This is a genomic window from Pseudomonas sp. LPB0260 (assembly GCF_013388395.1).
Window position 1 is genome coordinate 1702460 of the sequence record NZ_CP058247.1, and the last position, 17182, is coordinate 1719641.

12 protein-coding genes are annotated in these 17182 nt (G+C 65.9%); 6 read left to right on the forward strand and 6 right to left on the reverse strand.

The window, feature by feature from the left end:
* Positions 1-4: 4 nt before the first annotated feature.
* The 4 genes from LPB260_RS07505 (at position 5) to hemE (ending at position 8942) form a co-directional block, all read left to right on the forward strand.
* On the forward strand, positions 5-1579 hold the full coding sequence (locus tag LPB260_RS07505) for an SPOR domain-containing protein (RefSeq protein ID WP_208708072.1): 1575 nt from the start codon (positions 5-7) through the stop codon (positions 1577-1579).
* A 235-nt stretch (positions 1580-1814) separates the two neighbouring features.
* Positions 1815-6263: a glutamate synthase large subunit gene (gene gltB / locus LPB260_RS07510; RefSeq protein ID WP_208708073.1), complete on the forward strand. Its 4449-nt coding sequence runs from the start codon at positions 1815-1817 to the stop codon at positions 6261-6263.
* 33 nt (positions 6264-6296) lie between these two features.
* Complete coding sequence (locus LPB260_RS07515) at positions 6297-7715, forward strand: FAD-dependent oxidoreductase (protein WP_208708074.1); 1419 nt, start codon at positions 6297-6299, stop codon at positions 7713-7715.
* A 159-nt stretch (positions 7716-7874) separates the two neighbouring features.
* Complete coding sequence (hemE, locus tag LPB260_RS07520) at positions 7875-8942, forward strand: uroporphyrinogen decarboxylase (RefSeq protein ID WP_208708075.1); 1068 nt, start codon at positions 7875-7877, stop codon at positions 8940-8942.
* Positions 8943-9204: 262 nt separating this feature from the next.
* Here hemE and LPB260_RS07525 read toward each other — a convergent pair whose 3' ends face one another.
* Entirely contained in the window at positions 9205-9633 is a 429-nt protein-coding gene (locus LPB260_RS07525) for a hypothetical protein (protein ID WP_208708076.1), read from the reverse strand.
* A 265-nt stretch (positions 9634-9898) separates the two neighbouring features.
* Between LPB260_RS07525 and LPB260_RS07530 the strand changes: the two genes are divergently transcribed.
* Complete coding sequence (locus LPB260_RS07530; protein WP_208708077.1) at positions 9899-10675, forward strand: ParA family protein; 777 nt, start codon at positions 9899-9901, stop codon at positions 10673-10675.
* Positions 10676-10740: 65 nt separating this feature from the next.
* Here the strand turns inward: LPB260_RS07530 and LPB260_RS07535 are convergent, their stop codons facing one another.
* The 4 genes from LPB260_RS07535 to LPB260_RS07550 form a co-directional block, all read right to left on the reverse strand.
* The gene (locus LPB260_RS07535) at positions 10741-11538 is read right to left on the reverse strand and encodes a universal stress protein (RefSeq protein WP_208708078.1); all 798 of its coding nucleotides are present in this window, start codon (positions 11536-11538) and stop codon (positions 10741-10743) included.
* 182 nt (positions 11539-11720) lie between these two features.
* On the reverse strand, positions 11721-12155 hold the full coding sequence (gene trxC / locus LPB260_RS07540) for a thioredoxin TrxC (RefSeq protein WP_208708079.1): 435 nt from the start codon (positions 12153-12155) through the stop codon (positions 11721-11723).
* A 55-nt stretch (positions 12156-12210) separates the two neighbouring features.
* The gene (locus LPB260_RS07545) at positions 12211-13485 is read right to left on the reverse strand and encodes a bifunctional O-acetylhomoserine aminocarboxypropyltransferase/cysteine synthase (RefSeq protein ID WP_208708080.1); all 1275 of its coding nucleotides are present in this window, start codon (positions 13483-13485) and stop codon (positions 12211-12213) included.
* A gap of 92 nt (positions 13486-13577) precedes the next feature.
* Complete coding sequence (locus LPB260_RS07550; RefSeq protein WP_208708081.1) at positions 13578-15368, reverse strand: SLC13 family permease; 1791 nt, start codon at positions 15366-15368, stop codon at positions 13578-13580.
* A gap of 231 nt (positions 15369-15599) precedes the next feature.
* Here LPB260_RS07550 and LPB260_RS07555 point away from each other — a divergent pair, with 231 nt between their 5' ends.
* Positions 15600-16301: an aspartate/glutamate racemase family protein gene (locus LPB260_RS07555; RefSeq protein ID WP_208708082.1), complete on the forward strand. Its 702-nt coding sequence runs from the start codon at positions 15600-15602 to the stop codon at positions 16299-16301.
* A gap of 43 nt (positions 16302-16344) precedes the next feature.
* Here LPB260_RS07555 and LPB260_RS07560 read toward each other — a convergent pair whose 3' ends face one another.
* Positions 16345-17151: an ABC transporter substrate-binding protein gene (locus LPB260_RS07560; RefSeq protein WP_208708083.1), complete on the reverse strand. Its 807-nt coding sequence runs from the start codon at positions 17149-17151 to the stop codon at positions 16345-16347.
* Positions 17152-17182 lie beyond the last annotated feature (31 nt).

Below are 17182 nucleotides of genomic sequence, written 5' to 3' on the forward strand. Positions count from 1 at the left end.
CCCAATGACCAGTCTGCACGCTGACGAGGCCTTCCTCGATCATTACCAATTCAGCCATGACCCGTTCGCGGCCCGGGTGCCGGGCTTCAAGTTCTTCCCGGCCCAGCGCAAGCCCGTGCTCGGTCAGCTGCATCACCTCGCGCGCTACAGCCAGCTATTGCTGGTGGTGACGGGGCCGCTGGGCAGTGGCAAGACCCTGCTGCGCCAGGCGCTGGTGGCCAGCACCAACAAACAGGCGGTGCACAGCGTCGTGCTTTCTGCCCGTGGGGCGGCGGAGCCGGGGGCGGTGCTGCGTCAGGTTGCCCAGGGTTTGCACATTCAGCAGGCCGATCCCTCGGCAATCCTGGCGCAGGTCGGGCAGTTGGCGCTGACCGGTCAGGAAGTCTATGTGCTGGTCGATGATGCGGAGCAGCTGAGTGACGCGGCTCTGGCCAGTCTGCTGGCGCTGGCCGAGGGCAATGCCGAGGGACGTGCGCATGTCTTTCTGTTCGCCGAGCCGCAATTGGTCGCCAGGCTGGAGGCGCTGGTCGAAGGTGAGGAATGTTTCCATGCGTTGGCGCTGCAACCCTACAGCGAGGACGAGACGCGCGCCTATCTGGCGCAGCGCCTAGAGGGTGCGGGTCAGGGAATCGAGTTGCTGTCGGACCAGCAGGTGGCGCAGATCCATGAGCATTCCGCGGGTTGGCCGGGCGGCATCAACGAGTCCGCGCGGGAGGCGCTGATCGAGGCGATGCTGGCTCAGAAGGGTGCGACGCGACGCGCGGGGGTGGGCTTGAACCTGCCGCGCAAGCACCTGCTGGCACTGGTGGTGGTGGCGGTTGGCGTGCTGGCTGCGTGGCTGATGCAGGGCCAGTCTGGTGGCGACCTGTTGGCGCCGGCGACGGCGCAGTTGCCATTGGGGCAGGGGGCGCAGCCTGCGGTGTCAGCCGATGCGGCACCTGCCGTTGCGCCGGTAGAGGCGCCGGCCATCGAATTTGCTGGTGCCAGTCAGCCGTTACCGCTGCCACTGGTTGGGGAGGCGCAGCCGGTGATTCGTCAGCCGTTGGCGCAGGCCGCAGGGTTGAGCTCGGCCGAGGAAGTGGAGGGGGCGGTGGATGAGATCCTCGTCAGTGTCGAGGCCGATCCGGTTCCGGTGGCGCCAGTTACGCCGAAGCCCCTAGCTGCAGCGCCTGTGGTTGCCGCGGCGCCTGCTGCGCCGGTGGTAAAGCCCGTAGCGCCGCCTGCGCCTGCGCCTGCGCCGGCTCCGGTAGAGCGTAAAGTCGCCGCCGCGGCGCCGGTTCAGGCGCCGGCAGTTGCCGGCTGGTATGCCGCGCAGGCGCCGTCTCGTTACACCTTGCAAGTGCTTGGGGCGCGCGCGGAGAGCAGTGCCCAGGCCTTCGTGCGCGAGCATGGCGGCGAGTACCACTACTTCAAGAAGCTGCATCAGGGACAGCCGCTGTACGTGGTGACCTATGGCAGCTTCGCCACCCGCGAGGCGGCGCAGGCGGCGCTCAGGGGGTTGCCGGCGAAGGTGCAGGCGGGCAAGCCCTGGCCGCGTACGTTCGCCAGTATCAAGCAGGAGATCGCTTCCGCGCGCTAGGGCGGGGCGTTGCCTGGCAGACCGCTCGGTCGTTAGCACGACCGGGCGGTCTATTCCTTCGATTTCGCGACATAAGTTTTCATCGGCCCGTCACGAGGATTTGTGACGAGCCGGGTGGATATGTACAATGACCTCCCTTTTGCCTGCGCAAAGCCGGGGCTCTGCCCTGCGCGTACGGTAAGTGGTTGAATTAGAAAGCAATTGCCTTGCAAAAGGCAGTCTGGTGAGAGTCCCTATGAAAGCAGGTTTGTACCGTCCTGATGAGTTCAAGGATAACTGCGGCTTCGGCCTGATCGCCCATATGCAGGGCGAGGCGAGCCATCACCTGCTGCAGACCGCGATCGAAGCGCTGACATGCATGACCCACCGCGGCGGAATCAACGCCGACGGCAAGACTGGCGATGGTTGCGGCCTGCTGATCCAGAAGCCGGATGCCTTCCTGCGCGCCATGGCCCGGGAGCATTTCGCCGCCGATCTGCCGCAGCAGTATGCCGTCGGCATGGTCTTCTTCAATCAGGACCCGGAGAAGGCCGAGCGAGCGCGGGAGAACATGAACCGCGAAATCCTCGCCGCCGGCCTGAGCCTGGTCGGCTGGCGCAAGGTGCCGGTGGATACCAGCGTGCTCGGCCGCCTGGCCCTGGAGCGCCTGCCGCAGATCGAGCAGGTGTTCATCGGTGGCGAGGGCCTGAGCGACCAGGAGTTCGCCATCAAGCTGTTCAGTGCGCGGCGCCGCTCCTCGGTGAGCAATGCGGCGGACAGCGACCACTACATCTGCAGCTTCTCGCACAAGACCATCATCTACAAAGGCCTGATGATGCCGGCCGACCTGCAGCAGTTCTACCCGGACCTGGGTGACGAGCGCCTGCAGACCGCCATCTGCGTGTTCCACCAGCGCTTCTCCACCAACACCCTGCCGAAGTGGCCGCTGGCGCAACCGTTCCGCTTCCTCGCCCACAACGGCGAGATCAACACCATCACCGGCAACCGCAACTGGGCCCAGGCCCGTCGCACCAAGTTCGCCAACGAGTTGATCGGCGACCTGGATGAGCTGGGCCCGCTGGTCAATCGCGTCGGTTCGGACTCCTCGAGCATGGACAACATGCTCGAGCTGATGGTCACCGGTGGCATCGACCTGTTCCGCGGCGTGCGCATGATCATTCCGCCGGCCTGGCAGAACGTCGAGACCATGGACGCCGACCTGCGCGCGTTCTACGAGTACAACTCGATGCACATGGAGCCGTGGGACGGCCCCGCCGGCGTGGTGCTGACCGACGGTCGCCATGCGGTCTGTCTGCTCGACCGCAACGGCCTGCGCCCGGCGCGCTGGGTCACCACGACCAACGGCTATATCACTCTGGCCTCGGAAATCGGCGTGTGGAACTACGCGCCGGAAGACGTGATCGCCAAGGGCCGCGTCGGCCCGGGGCAGATCCTCGCGGTGGATACCGAGACCGGCCAGGTGCTCGGCACCGACGACATCGACAACCGCCTGAAGTCGCGCCATCCCTACAAGCAGTGGCTGCGCAAGCATGCCCAGCGCATCCAGGCGACCCTGGAAGACCGTGACCACGGTTCGGCCTTCTACGACGTCGACCAGCTCAAGCAGTACATGAAGATGTACCAGGTCACCTTCGAGGAGCGTGACCAGGTGCTGCGCCCGCTCGGCGAGCAGGGCCAGGAAGCGGTCGGCTCCATGGGTGACGACACGCCGATGGCCGTACTGAGCCAGCGCGTGCGTTCGCCGTACGACTATTTCCGCCAGCAGTTCGCCCAGGTCACCAACCCGCCGATCGATCCGCTGCGCGAAGCCATCGTCATGTCCCTGGAAGTCTGCCTGGGCGCCGAGCGCAACATCTTCGCCGAGTCGCCGGAACACGCGGCGCGGGTGATCCTCAGCAGCCCGGTGATCTCGCCGGCCAAATGGCGTGCCTTGATGACCCTGGAGCGCCAGGGCTTCGAGCGCCAGCTGATCGACATGAACTACGACGAGACCCTCGGGCTCGAGGCGGCCGTGCGCAACATGGCCGACCAGGCCGAGGAAGCGGTGCGCGGCGGCAAGGTGCTGCTGGTGCTGACCGACCGGCATATCGCCCCGGGCAAGCTGCCGGCTCACGCGGCGCTGGTCACCGGTGCTGTACACCACCGCCTGGTCGAGAAGGGCCTGCGTTGCGACTGCAACATCCTGGTGGAAACCGCCACCGCCCGCGACCCGCACCACTATGCGGTGCTGCTCGGCTTCGGCGCCTCGGCGGTCTACCCGTTCCTGGCCTACGAAGTGCTCGGCGACCTGATCCGCACCGGCGAGGTGCTGGGCGACCTCTACGAGGTGTTCAAGCACTACCGCAAGGGCATCTCCAAGGGCCTGCTGAAGATCCTGTCGAAGATGGGCATCTCGACCATGGCCTCCTACCGTGGCGCCCAGCTGTTCGAAGCTGTCGGCCTGGCCGACGAGGTCACCGAGCTGTGCTTCCGTGGCGTCGCCAGCCGCATCAAGGGTGCGCGCTTCGTCGACCTCGAGGCCGAGCAGAAGCTGCTGGCGGGCGAAGCCTGGAACAACCGCAAGGCGATCCAGCAGGGCGGCTTGCTCAAGTTCGTCTACGGCGGCGAGTACCACGCCTACAACCCGGATGTGGTCAGCACCCTGCAGGCCGCCGTGCAGCAGGGCAACTACGAGAAGTACAAGGAATACAGCGCCCTGGTCGACACCCGGCCGGTGTCGATGATCCGCGACCTGCTCAAGCCCAAGCTGGCCGAGCAACCGTTGTCGCTCGATCAGGTCGAGCCGCTGGAGGCCATCCTCAAGCGCTTCGACTCCGCCGGTATTTCCCTCGGCGCCCTGTCGCCGGAGGCCCACGAGGCTATCGCCGAGGCGATGAACCGTCTCGGCGCGCGCTCCAACTCCGGTGAGGGTGGCGAAGACCCGGCCCGCTACGGCACCGCCCGCAGCTCGAAGATCAAGCAGGTGGCCACCGGCCGTTTCGGCGTGACCCCGGAGTACCTGGTCAACGCCGAGGTGCTGCAGATCAAGGTGGCCCAGGGCGCCAAGCCCGGCGAGGGCGGCCAGCTGCCGGGTGGCAAGGTCAACGGCCTGATCGCCCGCCTGCGTTACGCGGTGCCCGGTGTGACGCTGATTTCGCCGCCGCCGCACCACGACATCTATTCGATCGAAGACCTGGCGCAGCTGATCTATGACCTCAAGCAGGTCAACCCGGCTGCGCTGGTGTCGGTCAAGCTGGTGGCCGAGGCCGGCGTCGGCACCATCGCCGCCGGCGTGGCCAAGGCCTATGCCGACCTGATCACCATCTCCGGCTACGACGGCGGTACCGGCGCCTCGCCGCTGACCTCCATCCGCTATGCCGGTGCGCCCTGGGAGCTGGGCCTGGCCGAAACCCACCAGACCCTGCGCGGCAACGACCTGCGCGGCAAGGTGCGGGTGCAGACCGACGGCGGCCTGAAGACCGGCCTGGACGTGATCAAGGCGGCCATCCTCGGCGCCGAGAGCTTCGGCTTCGGCACCGCGCCGATGATTGCCCTGGGCTGCAAGTACCTGCGCATCTGCCACCTGAACAACTGCGCCACCGGCGTGGCCACGCAGAACGACAAGCTGCGCAAGGATCACTTCATCGGCACCGTCGAGATGGTGATGAACTTCTTCACCTATGTCGCCGAGGAAACCCGCGAGTGGCTGGCCAAGCTCGGCGTGAGCAGCCTGGAAGAGCTGATCGGCCGTACCGACCTGCTCGAGGTGCTGCCGGGCGAGACCGCCAAGCAGGGCAACCTGGACCTGAGCCCGCTGCTCGGCAGCGAGCACATCCCGGCCGACAAGCCACAGTTCTGCGGGGTCGAGCGCAACCCACCGTTCGACCAGGGCCTGCTGGCCGAGAAGATGGTCGAGCTGGCCAAGCCGGCGATCGATGCGGCCAGTGGTGGCGAGTTCGAGCTGGATATCTGCAACTGCGACCGCTCCATCGGTGCCCGCGTCTCCGGCGAGATCGCCCGCAAGCATGGCAACCAGGGCATGGCCAAGGCGCCGATCACCTTCCGCTTCAAGGGTACCGCGGGGCAGAGCTTCGGCGTGTGGAACGCCGGCGGCCTGAACCTGTACCTGCAGGGTGACGCCAACGACTACGTGGGCAAGGGTATGACCGGCGGCAAGCTGGTGATCACTCCGCCTGCCGGTAGCCCGTTCAAGACCCAGGACAGCGCCATCATCGGCAATACCTGCCTGTACGGCGCCACCGGCGGCAAGCTGTTCGCCGCCGGCACCGCGGGCGAGCGCTTCGCCGTGCGCAACTCCGGCGCCCACACCGTGGTGGAAGGCACCGGTGACCACTGCTGCGAATACATGACCGGCGGTTTCGTCTGCGTGCTGGGCAAGACCGGCTACAACTTCGGCTCCGGCATGACCGGTGGCTTCGCCTACGTGCTCGACCTGGACAACAGCTTCTACGACCGGGTCAACCACGAGCTGGTGGAGATCCAGCGGATCAACAACGAGGCGATGGAGGCTTACCGTAGCCACCTGCAGCGCGTGCTGGCCGAATACGTCGAGGAGACTGCCAGCGAGTGGGGTCGTACCCTGCTGGAGAACCTGGATGACTATCTGCGCAAGTTCTGGTTGGTCAAGCCGAAGGCGGCAAGCCTTAAGTCGCTGCTCACCAGCACCCGTGCCAACCCGCAATGATTTGCGCCTGCAGTAGTTTGATGAGGTTTTGAAATGACTGAACGTCTGAATAACGACTTCCAGTTCATCGAGGTCGGGCGCAAAGACCCGAAGAAGAAGCTGTTGCGTCAGCGCAAGAAGGAGTTCGTCGAGATCTACGACAACTTCAAGCCGGCCCAGGCCGCCGACCAGGCCCATCGTTGCCTGGGCTGCGGCAACCCGTACTGCGAATGGAAGTGCCCGGTGCACAACTTCATTCCCAACTGGCTGAAGCTGGTGTCCGAGGGCAACATCCTGGCGGCGGCGGAACTGTCGCACCAGACCAACACCCTGCCGGAAGTCTGCGGCCGGGTGTGTCCGCAGGATCGCCTGTGCGAGGGTGCCTGCACCCTCAACGACGGCTTCGGCGCGGTGACCATCGGTTCGGTGGAGAAGTACATCACCGACACCGCCTTCGCCATGGGCTGGCGCCCGGATATGTCCAAGGTCAAGCCGACCGGCAAGCGCGTCGCGGTGATCGGCGCCGGTCCGGCCGGCCTCGGCTGCGCCGACGTGCTGGTGCGTAACGGCGTGACCCCGGTGGTGTTCGACAAGAACCCGGAAATCGGCGGCCTGCTGACCTTCGGCATCCCCGAGTTCAAGCTCGAGAAGACCGTGATGAGCAATCGTCGCGAGGTCTTCAGCGGCATGGGCATCGAGTTCCGCCTCAACACCGAGGTGGGCACCGACGTGACCATGGAGCAGTTGCTCGAAGAGTACGATGCCGTGTTCATGGGCATGGGCACCTACACCTACATGAAGGGTGGCTTCCCGGGCGAGGACCTGCCGGGCGTCTACGACGCGCTGGACTTCCTGATCGCCAATGTCAATCGCAACCTCGGTTTCGAGAAGGCCCCGGAAGACTTCATCGACATGAAGGGCAAGCGCATCGTCGTGCTCGGTGGTGGCGACACCGCCATGGACTGCAACCGCACCTCGATCCGCCAGGGCGCCAAGAGCGTGATCTGCGCCTACCGTCGCGACGAAGAGAACATGCCGGGCTCGCGCAAGGAAGTGAAGAACGCCAAGGAAGAGGGCGTTAAGTTCCTGTTCAATCGCCAGCCCATCGCCATCGTCGGCGAGGAGAAGGTGGAGGGCGTCAAGGTGGTCGAGACCCGTCTCGGCGAACCGGATGCCCGCGGCCGGCGCAGCCCCGAGCCGATTCCTGGCTCCGAGGAAGTCATCCCGGCCGAAGCCGTGCTGATCGCCTTCGGTTTCCGCCCCAGCCCGGCGCCCTGGTTCGAGCAGTTCGAGATCCAGACCGACAGCCAGGGCCGCGTGGTGGCGCCGGAGAAGAGCCAGTTCAAGCACCAGACCAGCAACCCGAAGATCTTCGCCGGTGGCGACATGGTCCGGGGTTCCGACCTGGTGGTGACGGCGATCTTCGAGGGGCGTAACGCCGCCGAAGGCATCCTCGACTACCTCGGCGTCTGATGGGTAGGGTGCGCTGTGCGCACCACCTTGACCTAGCCGCTGCGCTCGGCGAGTGCGCGGGCGAGGCAAATCGTCGCAATGGATAAAAGGCACGGCACTCGCCGTGCCTTTTGTTTTCCGGTCTGAGAAAATGCCCGCACTTTTCTACCGGACGCTGCCATGACTGCCCTGAAGAACGACCGCTTCCTTCGCGCCCTGCTCAAGCAACCCGTCGACGTCACCCCGGTGTGGATGATGCGTCAGGCCGGTCGCTACCTGCCCGAGTACCGCGCCAGCCGGGCCAAGGCCGGCGACTTCATGAGCCTGATGATGAACCCGGCGTTCGCCTGCGAGGTCACCCTGCAGCCGCTGGACCGTTACCCGCAACTGGACGCGGCGATTCTGTTCTCCGACATCCTCACCATCCCCCATGCCATGGGCCAGGGCCTGTACTTCGAGACCGGCGAGGGGCCGCGCTTCAAGAAGGTCATATCCACTGCCGCCGACATCGAGGCCCTGCCGATTCCCGACCCGGAGCAGGACCTCGGCTACGTGATGGACGCGGTGCGCACCATCCGCCGCGAGCTGAACGGCCGGGTACCACTGATCGGCTTCTCCGGCAGCCCCTGGACCCTGGCTACCTACATGGTCGAGGGCGGCTCCAGCAAGGACTTCCGCAAGTCCAAGGCGATGCTCTACGACAACCCGGAGGCCATGCACGCCCTGCTCGACAAGCTGGCGCAGTCGGTCACCAGCTACCTCAATGGCCAGATCAAGGCCGGCGCCCAGGCGGTGCAGATCTTCGACACCTGGGGCGGCAACCTGTCGTCGGCGGCCTACCAGGAGTTCTCCCTGGCCTATATGCAGAAGATCGTCGATGGGCTGATCCGCGAGCAGGACGGGCGCAAGGTGCCGGTGATCCTGTTTACCAAGAACGGCGGCCTGTGGCTGGAGTCCATCGCCGCCACCGGCGCCGATGCCCTGGGTCTGGACTGGAGCTGCGACATCGGTGAGGCGCGTCGCCGGGTCGGCGCTCAGGTGGCGTTGCAGGGCAACATGGACCCCACGGTGCTGTACGCCAAGCCGGCGGCCATCCGCGCCGAGGTGGCGCGCATCCTGGCCAGCTACGGTAAGGGCTCCGGCCATGTCTTCAACCTCGGCCACGGCATCACCCCGGAAGTCGACCCGGCCCACGCCGGCGCCTTCCTCGAGGCGGTGCACGAGTTGTCGGCGCAGTACCACGTATAGGCACTGGCCTAGTAGCGAGGCCTTGGGAAGATGCGGCCTCTCTATGGCGCTGCATGTTCAGGGCTGGCTGGGGCCGGGGCTACTCGGGCCCGCGCCTGCCGCTGCTCAAGGGCCAGTTCACTGCATAGGCAGGGTCAGCGGCGAGTACCTGCTGGCCCGTTGTTCGAGCTTGTCAGCTAGCTAGCTAGCGTCGCTCAGCGCACCGTCAACGCAAGCGCCCCTTCTGACGAGGGGGGCTTGCTTTCGGCCCTGCCAGCCGGCCTTAGTTGTACCGGTACTTTTGGTCGACCTTGCGCTTTTCCAGCGTGTACTGGGTGATGTCGATCTGCCCGGTCTGGAGCTTGCTGTCCAGTTCGCCCATCTCGCGCTCTTGCTGGCGATACAGGTGTGCTTTGGTGGCCTCGTAGTTGATTGACTGAGCTGCATCGTAGCCGCTGACCGGGTCCCATAGGATGGAAAGGGGCCAGAACAGCAGGTTCACTACGCCGAAGCCGTACTCGCGCCCATAGAAGGAGCCGCCACCTGGAAGAAGGCCGAGGGCGGCACCCAGGCCGGGTTCCTTCTCCTTCACCGCTTGGCCGCGAGCCTCGAAGTGTTTGAGTTCTGCTTTCTGGTGTGAATTAAGGCCGGTTGCACAACCCGAGCAAAGCACGATGAAGCCGGTGGCGAGCGCCAAGCGTTTGATGTTCATGAAAACTCCTTGCGTTTATCTTCTATCCAGCCGCCGCGATAGGCGGCGGCGAAGATTAGCATGGCTTGATGGCATTTGGCCTTGATCTCACAGACAGGCCACCGTCTGTGATGTCTAAGCGCTCTGGATGGCTGGACAAGAGTCGTGGTCGAAGCATGGCTGTAGGCTTTCGCTTCATGCTCAGTCAGTGGATGACCAAATGGCTCGCCCTTGTCACGCTCTTTGCATAGAATCCAGCCCCACTTAGGGCTCAGGGAGGTGTGCGATGCGGCGTGTGGTGTTCAATCAGAAGGGCGGGGTGGGCAAGTCCAGCATCGCCTGCAATCTGGCGGCGGTGAGCGCGGCGCAAGGCTATCGGACCTTGCTGGTGGACCTGGATGCCCAGGCCAACTCCACCCACTACCTGACCGGCCTGACCGGCGCCGAGATCCCCATGGGGATCGCCGAGTTCTTCAAGCAGACCCTGGCCAGCGGGCCGTTCGCCAAGAAGGGCCGGGTCGATATCTACGAGACGCCGTTCGACAACCTGCACGTGGTCACCGCGACCGCCGAGCTGGCCGATCTGCAGCCCAAGCTCGAGGCCAAACACAAGATCAACAAGCTGCGCAAACTGCTCGACGAGCTGGGCGAGGATTACGACCGGATCTACCTGGATACCCCGCCGGCCCTGAACTTCTACACGGTTTCCGCGCTGATCGCCGCCGATCGTTGCCTGATTCCCTTCGACTGCGACAGTTTCTCGCGCAACGCCCTGTATGGCCTGCTGCAGGAGATCGAGGAGCTGCGCGAGGACCATAACGAGGGATTGGAGGTCGAGGGCATCGTGGTCAACCAGTTTCAGCCGCGGGCCAGCCTGCCGCAGCAGCTGCTCGACGAGCTGATCAGCGAGGGCTTGCCGGTGCTGCCGGTGAACCTGATGAGTTCGGTGAAGATGCGCGAGTCACACCAGGCCTGCACGCCGCTGATCCATCTGGATGCGCGGCACAAGCTGACCCAGCAGTTTGTCGAGCTGCACGACCTGCTCAACGCCGCCGGCCAGTAGTCGTCAGGCAAGCAAAAAGGCGCCGTGAGGCGCCTTTTTGCTATGCGGGTTAACAGGCTGGCGCCCTAGCGGACGACGAAGATGTCGCAGGGGGCGCGGTGCAGGAAGTGTTGCGCCAGGCTGCCGAGCAGCGCCTGGGACAGGGCGCTGCGGCCATGGCTGCCGAGCACCAGCAGTTCGCTGCGGCGCGCCTTCAGCTGCTCCTGCAGGCTGCGCAGGATGCCGCCGTGGAGCACTTCGTGGCTGAGGCGCGGGCCCGGGCTGGGCAGGTTCAGCGCTTCGTCCTGCATCAGCTGGTCGATCAGCGCCTGCTGAATCTGCAACTGCGTCTCGACCTGCTGGGTGGTGCCCTTGTCCGGCTCGAACACGTGCACGGCATGCAGTTCGGCGCTGCTTGGCAGCAGGCGATAGGCCTGGCCCAGGGCGCTGCAGGCGCAGAGGGAAAAGTCGATGGCGGCGATGGCGCGCTGGTAGGGCTGGAAGTCGTTGCGCGCCACCAGCAGCAGCGGTACCGGGCAGCTGCGGGCGATGCGGTCCAGGCTGGTGCCGGAGAAGAAGTCGTGGCGCTGGTGGTGGGCGCCGAGCACCAGCAGGTCGCAGCCGAGCGCCTGCAGCTGCTGCAGCACCACCTCGGCGGGCTTGCCGCTGCACAGGAGCAGTTCGCTGCCGGGCGGTGCGTAGCGGGTCAGGCTGCGATCCAGTGCCTCTCGGGCCTGTTCCTGTTGCGGGCTGCTGTGGCTGGGGTCGAGGACGTGCAGCAGGGTCAGGCGGGCATCGTGCTGCCGGGCCAGTTGGCTGGCCCGGCACAGGGCCAGGTCGGCGGTGTCGCGCAGGTCGTGGGCGACGAGGATGTGGCTGAACATGGCAGAGCAATCTCCGGCCGAAGGGGGCTGCAATTTATTATCCATTCAGGCTTAGCCGGTGAATTGATCTATCGCAAGGTCAGGCGTCAGCGCGGCCGCAATTGACCGCGAGCTTGGCCGCAACGGTTCGCGGTCGCCCCTAGGCTGGCGCGGAGGGTGCGCGGTCCGTGCTGGCCTGTTGCTCAGATACCCTGGCCCTTGAGCCAGGCGAGCAGCTGGGCGAGGGGCAGGGCGCCGCTCTGCCGGGCCACTTCCTCACCGCCCTTGAACAGGATCAGGCTGGGAATCGAGCGGATGCCGAGCTGGCCGGCCAGTTGCCGGTTGGCTTCGCTGTCCAGCTTGCCCAGGCGCGCCTTGCCCTGAAGCTGCCTGGCGGCCTGGGCGAAGGTCGGGGCGAAGGCCTGGCAGGGGCCGCACCAGTCGGCCCAGACATCGACCAGCAGCGGCAGGTCACCCTTGAGCTGGCTGGCGAAGTTGGCCTGGGTCAGCTCCAGCGGCGTGCCCGGCAGCACGGCGCTCTTGCAGCGCCCGCAGACGGGGTGGTCGCCCAGGCGCTGGGCGGGAATGCGGTTGAGGCCATTGCAGGCGGGGCAGGGGATCAGCAGGCTGTCGGTCATGTGCGGCTCCGGATCGGGATAGACCTAATCTGGAGCCGCCGCGGCGAATATCAAGTCAACCGGCGGCCGCCAGGGCCTGATCGAGGTCGGCGAGGATGTCGTCGATATGCTCGATGCCGATCGACAGGCGCACCATGTCCCGCGGCACACCGGCCTTGGCCAGCTCCTCGTCGTTGAGCTGGCGGTGGGTGGTGGAGGCGGGATGGCAGGCCAGCGACTTGGCGTCGCCGATGTTCACCAGGCGCACCACCAGTTGCAGCGCGTCGATAAAGCGCGCCCCTGCCTCCTGGCCGCCCTTGATGCCGAAGGACAGAATCGAGGCCGGCTTGCCCTGCATGTAGCGCTGGGCCAATGCGTGCTCGGGATGGTCGGCCAGGCCGGCATACTGCACCCAGGCCACCTGTGGATGGGCCTTGAGGTGCTCGGCCACCTTCAGGGCGTTCTCGCAGTGCCGCTCCATGCGCAGGGCCAGGGTCTCCAGGCCCTGCAGGATGAGGAAGGCGTTGAACGGCGACAGCGCCGCGCCGGTGTTGCGCAGTGGCACCACCCGGCAGCGGCCGATGAACGCGGCCGGGCCGAAGGCTTCGGTGTAGGTGACGCCGTGGTAGGACGGGTCCGGGGTGTTGAGCAGCGGGAAGCGGTCCTTGTTGTCGGCCCAGGGAAACTTGCCGGAATCGACGACGATGCCGCCGATGCTGGTGCCGTGGCCGCCGATGTACTTGGTCAGCGAATGCACGACGATATCCGCGCCATGGTCGAAGGGGCGGCAGAGGATCGGCGTGGCCACGGTATTGTCGACGATCAGCGGCACGCCGTGACGGTGGGCGGCATCGGCCAGGGCCTGCAGGTCGACGACATTGCCCGCCGGGTTGCCGATGGATTCGCAGAACACCGCCTTGGTCCTGTCGTCGATCAGTGCCTCCAGGGCGGCGATGTCGTCGTGGGCGGCGAAGCGGGTCTGGATGCCAAAGCGCGGCAGGGTGTGGGCCAGCAGGTTGTAGGTGCCGCCGTACAGCTTGGCCACCGAGACGATGTTGTCGCCGGCCTCGGCGACGGTCTGGATGGCGTAGGTGATGGCCGCCATGCCCGAGGCCACGGCCAGGGCGCCGACGCCGCCCTCCAGGGCCGCGATGCGCTGCTCCAGCACGTCGTTGGTCGGGTTCATGATGCGGGTGTAGATGTTGCCGGCGACCTTCAGGTCGAACAGGTCGGCGCCGTGCTGGGTGTCGTCGAAGGCGTAGGAGCTGGTCTGGTAGATCGGTACCGCCACCGCCTTGGTGGTCGGGTCGGGGCTGTAGCCGGCGTGAATAGCCAGGGTTTCCAGTTTCATCGGGCGCTCCTTCAGGTAGATGGCAAGGAGCGCAGCATGGAGACAGTGTCCGGGCCCGGTCAACCTCTGTGGACGGGCCCGGGTATCGCCCGTCAGACCGGCGTCAGCGGCCAGAACAGCGGAATCACCACGGACGCCACGGCCCACAGCAGCAGGTTGAGGGGAATGCCGACCTTCATGAAGTCGGTGAAACGATAGCCGCCGGCGTTGTAGACGAAGGTGTTGGTCTGGTAGCCGATGGGCGTGGCGAAGCTGGCGCTGGCGGCGAACATCACCGCCACCACGAAGGCCCGCGGGTCGACGCCCAGGTGCTGGGCCAGGCCGATGGCGATCGGAGTGACCAGCACGGCCACCGCGTTGTTCGACAGCATCTCGGTGAGGATCGAGGTGAACAGGTAGATGAACGACAGCATCAGCAGCGGCCCGGCCCAGGGCAGCCAGCCCATGACGTTCTCCACCAGCAGCTTGACCAGGCCGACCTTGTCCATGGCGATGCTGATGGCCAGCATGCCGAAGATCAGGCTGAGGATCTTCCAGTCCACCGCCTTGTAGGCGTCCTCGACATCCAGGCAGCGGGTGGCCAGCACGGTCACCGCGCCGATGATCGCCAGGCCCTCGATGGGCATCAGGCCGAAGGCGGCCAGGACCATCACCGCCAGGGTGGCGATGATCGCGATCGGCGCCTTGTCGCGGCGGAAGGCGCGCTCCTGCACGGCGTTGAGGCTGATCAGCTCGCCGTTGTCGGCGAAGCGCTTGATCTGCGCCGGGGTGCCCTCGACCAGCATGACGTCGCCGAACTGCAGCTCGAAGTCATCGAGGTTGCCCTGGATGTTCTCGTCCTGGCGGTGCACGGCGAGCACGGCGATGCCGTAGCGCGCGGTCAGGTCGAGATCGCGCATCGGCCGGTGGCTGTAGCGCGAGTTACGCCCGACTATGGCCTCGGCGAGGATCACGTCGTGGCTGCTGATGGTTTCGAAGGCATCGCCGCGGTTGAACGACAGGTGGCCGCTCTCGCGCAGCTCGACCACGTTCTTCACCTGGCCGTGCAGCAGCAGGCGGTCTCCGCCGGCCAGCAGGGTGCCGTGGTCCGGCTCGGTGAGCTCCTGTTCCTCGCGAAACAGCTTGAGCACCTGCAGGCCACTGCCGCCGTTGAGGTTGGCTTCGGCCAGGGTCTTGCCCACCACCGGCGAGTCGTGCGGCACCAGCAGCTCGGTCATGAAGGTGCGCTCCAGGTCCGGGCGCAGCTGCTTGGACAGGGTCTCGCGCTCCGGCAGCAGGTGGCGGCCGATGGTCAGCAGGTAGAGCATGCCGACGGCGGCGAGGATCAGCCCGGCGCCGGTGATCTCGAAGATGCCGAAGGGCGCCAGGCCGGCCTTGCGCGCCACACCGTCGACCAAGATGTTGGTCGAGGTGCCGATCATCGTCAGGGTGCCGCCGAGGATGGTGGCGTAGGACAGCGGAATCAGCAGCTTGGACGGCAGGGTGCCGGCGCGGCGGGCCAGGGAGATGGCCACCGGGGTGAGGATAGCCACCACCGGGGTGTTGTTCAGGCAGGCGGAGATCACCAGGGCGGTGAGGGTCAGGCCGGTGAGCACGCGGACCGGATTGGTGCCGACCAGGTTGCCCAGCCAGTTGCCGAGGGCGTCGATGCAGCCGGTGCGCTCCAGCGCCGCGGACAGCACGAACATGCAGGCGATGGTCACCGGCGCCGAGTTGGACAGCACGCTGAGCACTTCCTTGGGCTCCAGCAGCTGGGTCACCAGCAGCGCGGCCACGGCAATCGCCGCGACCACGTCCGGGCTCCACTTCTCGCGGATGAAGGCAACCAGCACCCAGACCAGCAGAGCGCCGACGAACAGCAACGGCAGAGAGTCCCAGAACATCTTCGTCCTTAGCGTGCGAATCTCGTATGAGGGGGCAGGCTCACCGATGGGCGGCCGCGCAAGGTCGCCAAGATAGTGGCCTTTGCTTAGATAGTCTAAGAATGTTTGAGAAGGTTTATATGCCTTTTCTGCTGGCCCGATAAGGCTGTACCGCTCACCTGCCAAGTCGCTGTGCCTGTGCCTGTGGCTGGCGGCCGACTAGGCTCGGGGTTTCTGCACAGGGGAGGTGATATGGGGCTTCTAGGCATTCTGGGTGGCATGAGTTGGGAGTCGACGACCAGCTACTACCGCTTGCTCAACCAGGGCGTGCGCGAGCGCCTAGGCGGGCTGCATTCGGCGCCGCTGCTGCTGCACTCGGTGGACTTCGCGGCAATCGCCGCGCTGCAGCAACAGGGCGACTGGGCCGAGGCCGGGCGCCAGCTGGGCGTCGCCGCCCAGGGCCTGGAGCGTGCCGGGGCCGGCGCGCTGCTGCTGGCGACCAACACCATGCACAAGGTGGCGCCGGCCATCCAAGAGGTGCTCGACATCCCGTTGCTGCATATCGGCGATGCCGTCGGCCAGGCCCTGCAGGCGCAGGCGGTGCGCCGCGTGGCCTTGCTCGGCACGCGCTTCACCATGCAGGAGGACTTCTACCGCCAGCGCCTGGCCGAGCGTTTCGCCATCGAGGTGCTGGTGCCCGGCAGCGAGGCTATGGCCGAGATCGATCGGGTGATCTTCGCCGAACTCTGTCGCGGCGAGTTCCGGGCCCCGGCGCGGGCCTTCTACCTGGAATGCCTGGAGCAGCTGCGTGAGCAGGGCGCCGAGGCGGCGATACTCGGTTGCACCGAGATCGGCCTGCTGCTCGAGGGCGTGGCCGCGCCGCTGCCGTTGCTCGACAGTTGCGAGCGGCATGTGGCCATGGGCCTGGAGTGGCTGTTCGCGCAAGCTGACTGAGCCTGGTGCCTGGGCCCAATGCCGCGATAGCGGGATGGCCGGGTCAGAAGTTGGCCGCGTATTCGGCTTCTTCTGCGGGAAGGTACTTCAGGAATATCTTCTCGAGCGTGCCGTCGGCCTTCATGCCATCGATGATGGCCTGCATGTCATCACGGTCCTGCGCCGAAAAATGCACCTTGCTGAGTATCAGGTTGTGCAGGATCGGCGCCGGGTCTGGATCCCAGTCGTTGATCGTGAGGCGGGATGCCAGTCCGTGTTCCTCGAGCTCTTTGTCATAGAAGACCGGCAGGGCGATGATCATGTCGACCCTGTTGCCGGCCTTGAGCATCAGGAACAGGTTGCGAATACTCGGCACTTCGCGCACGCCGCCATGGGCGCGCACGCGCTCGATGATGCCGTCGAAGAACTCGCCGTGCCTGAAGCCCCTGACCACCGCGATTGTCGCGCGGGTGTCGTTCGCCAGGCTGTCGGCGCTTCGATACGCGGGGTTGCTGACCAGCGCCTTGTTGCGCTGCGCCAGGTAGGGAATGAAATAGGCGAACTGATCGCGCTCGGCATTCCTGATCCCGGAGACGCTCATGGGCAGTACGCCGTTCTGCAGGTCTTTCCATATTCTGACGCGCGGCTGCTCGACCAGCTTGAAGCGGTAGCCACCTCGGCGCTGCAGTTCAGTGATCACATCCATATCGATGCCGGCGCCGTTCGAATAGAGGTGCCCGGCCTCATAGAAAGCCACGGTGATGATCTTGTTCCTGAGCCCCGCCTCGTCGGCGTCGGCGGGGGACGCGAGCATGAGCGCCGCGCACGCGAACGCCTTGAGGCAGGCGCTGAAGCAGATTTCGGCTCTCATGCTCGACTGCCTTCCATTGGGTGGGAGGGGG

Excerpts from the sequence above, each read along its gene's own strand:
- LPB260_RS07530 (WP_208708077.1), top strand. The coding sequence starts at position 9,899 with ATGCGGCGTGTGGTGTTCAATCAGAAGGGCGGGGTGGGCAAGTCCAGC.
- LPB260_RS07560 (WP_208708083.1), bottom strand. The coding sequence starts at position 17,151 with ATGAGAGCCGAAATCTGCTTCAGCGCCTGCCTCAAGGCGTTCGCGTGC.
- LPB260_RS07545 (WP_208708080.1), bottom strand. The coding sequence starts at position 13,485 with ATGAAACTGGAAACCCTGGCTATTCACGCCGGCTACAGCCCCGACCCG.
- LPB260_RS07515 (WP_208708074.1), top strand. The coding sequence starts at position 6,297 with ATGACTGAACGTCTGAATAACGACTTCCAGTTCATCGAGGTCGGGCGC.
- LPB260_RS07555 (WP_208708082.1), top strand. The coding sequence starts at position 15,600 with ATGGGGCTTCTAGGCATTCTGGGTGGCATGAGTTGGGAGTCGACGACC.
- LPB260_RS07535 (WP_208708078.1), bottom strand. The coding sequence starts at position 11,538 with ATGTTCAGCCACATCCTCGTCGCCCACGACCTGCGCGACACCGCCGAC.
- gltB (WP_208708073.1), top strand. The coding sequence starts at position 1,815 with ATGAAAGCAGGTTTGTACCGTCCTGATGAGTTCAAGGATAACTGCGGC.
- LPB260_RS07550 (WP_208708081.1), bottom strand. The coding sequence starts at position 15,368 with ATGTTCTGGGACTCTCTGCCGTTGCTGTTCGTCGGCGCTCTGCTGGTC.
- LPB260_RS07525 (WP_208708076.1), bottom strand. The coding sequence starts at position 9,633 with ATGAACATCAAACGCTTGGCGCTCGCCACCGGCTTCATCGTGCTTTGC.
- trxC (WP_208708079.1), bottom strand. The coding sequence starts at position 12,155 with ATGACCGACAGCCTGCTGATCCCCTGCCCCGCCTGCAATGGCCTCAAC.
- hemE (WP_208708075.1), top strand. The coding sequence starts at position 7,875 with ATGACTGCCCTGAAGAACGACCGCTTCCTTCGCGCCCTGCTCAAGCAA.
- LPB260_RS07505 (WP_208708072.1), top strand. The coding sequence starts at position 5 with ATGACCAGTCTGCACGCTGACGAGGCCTTCCTCGATCATTACCAATTC.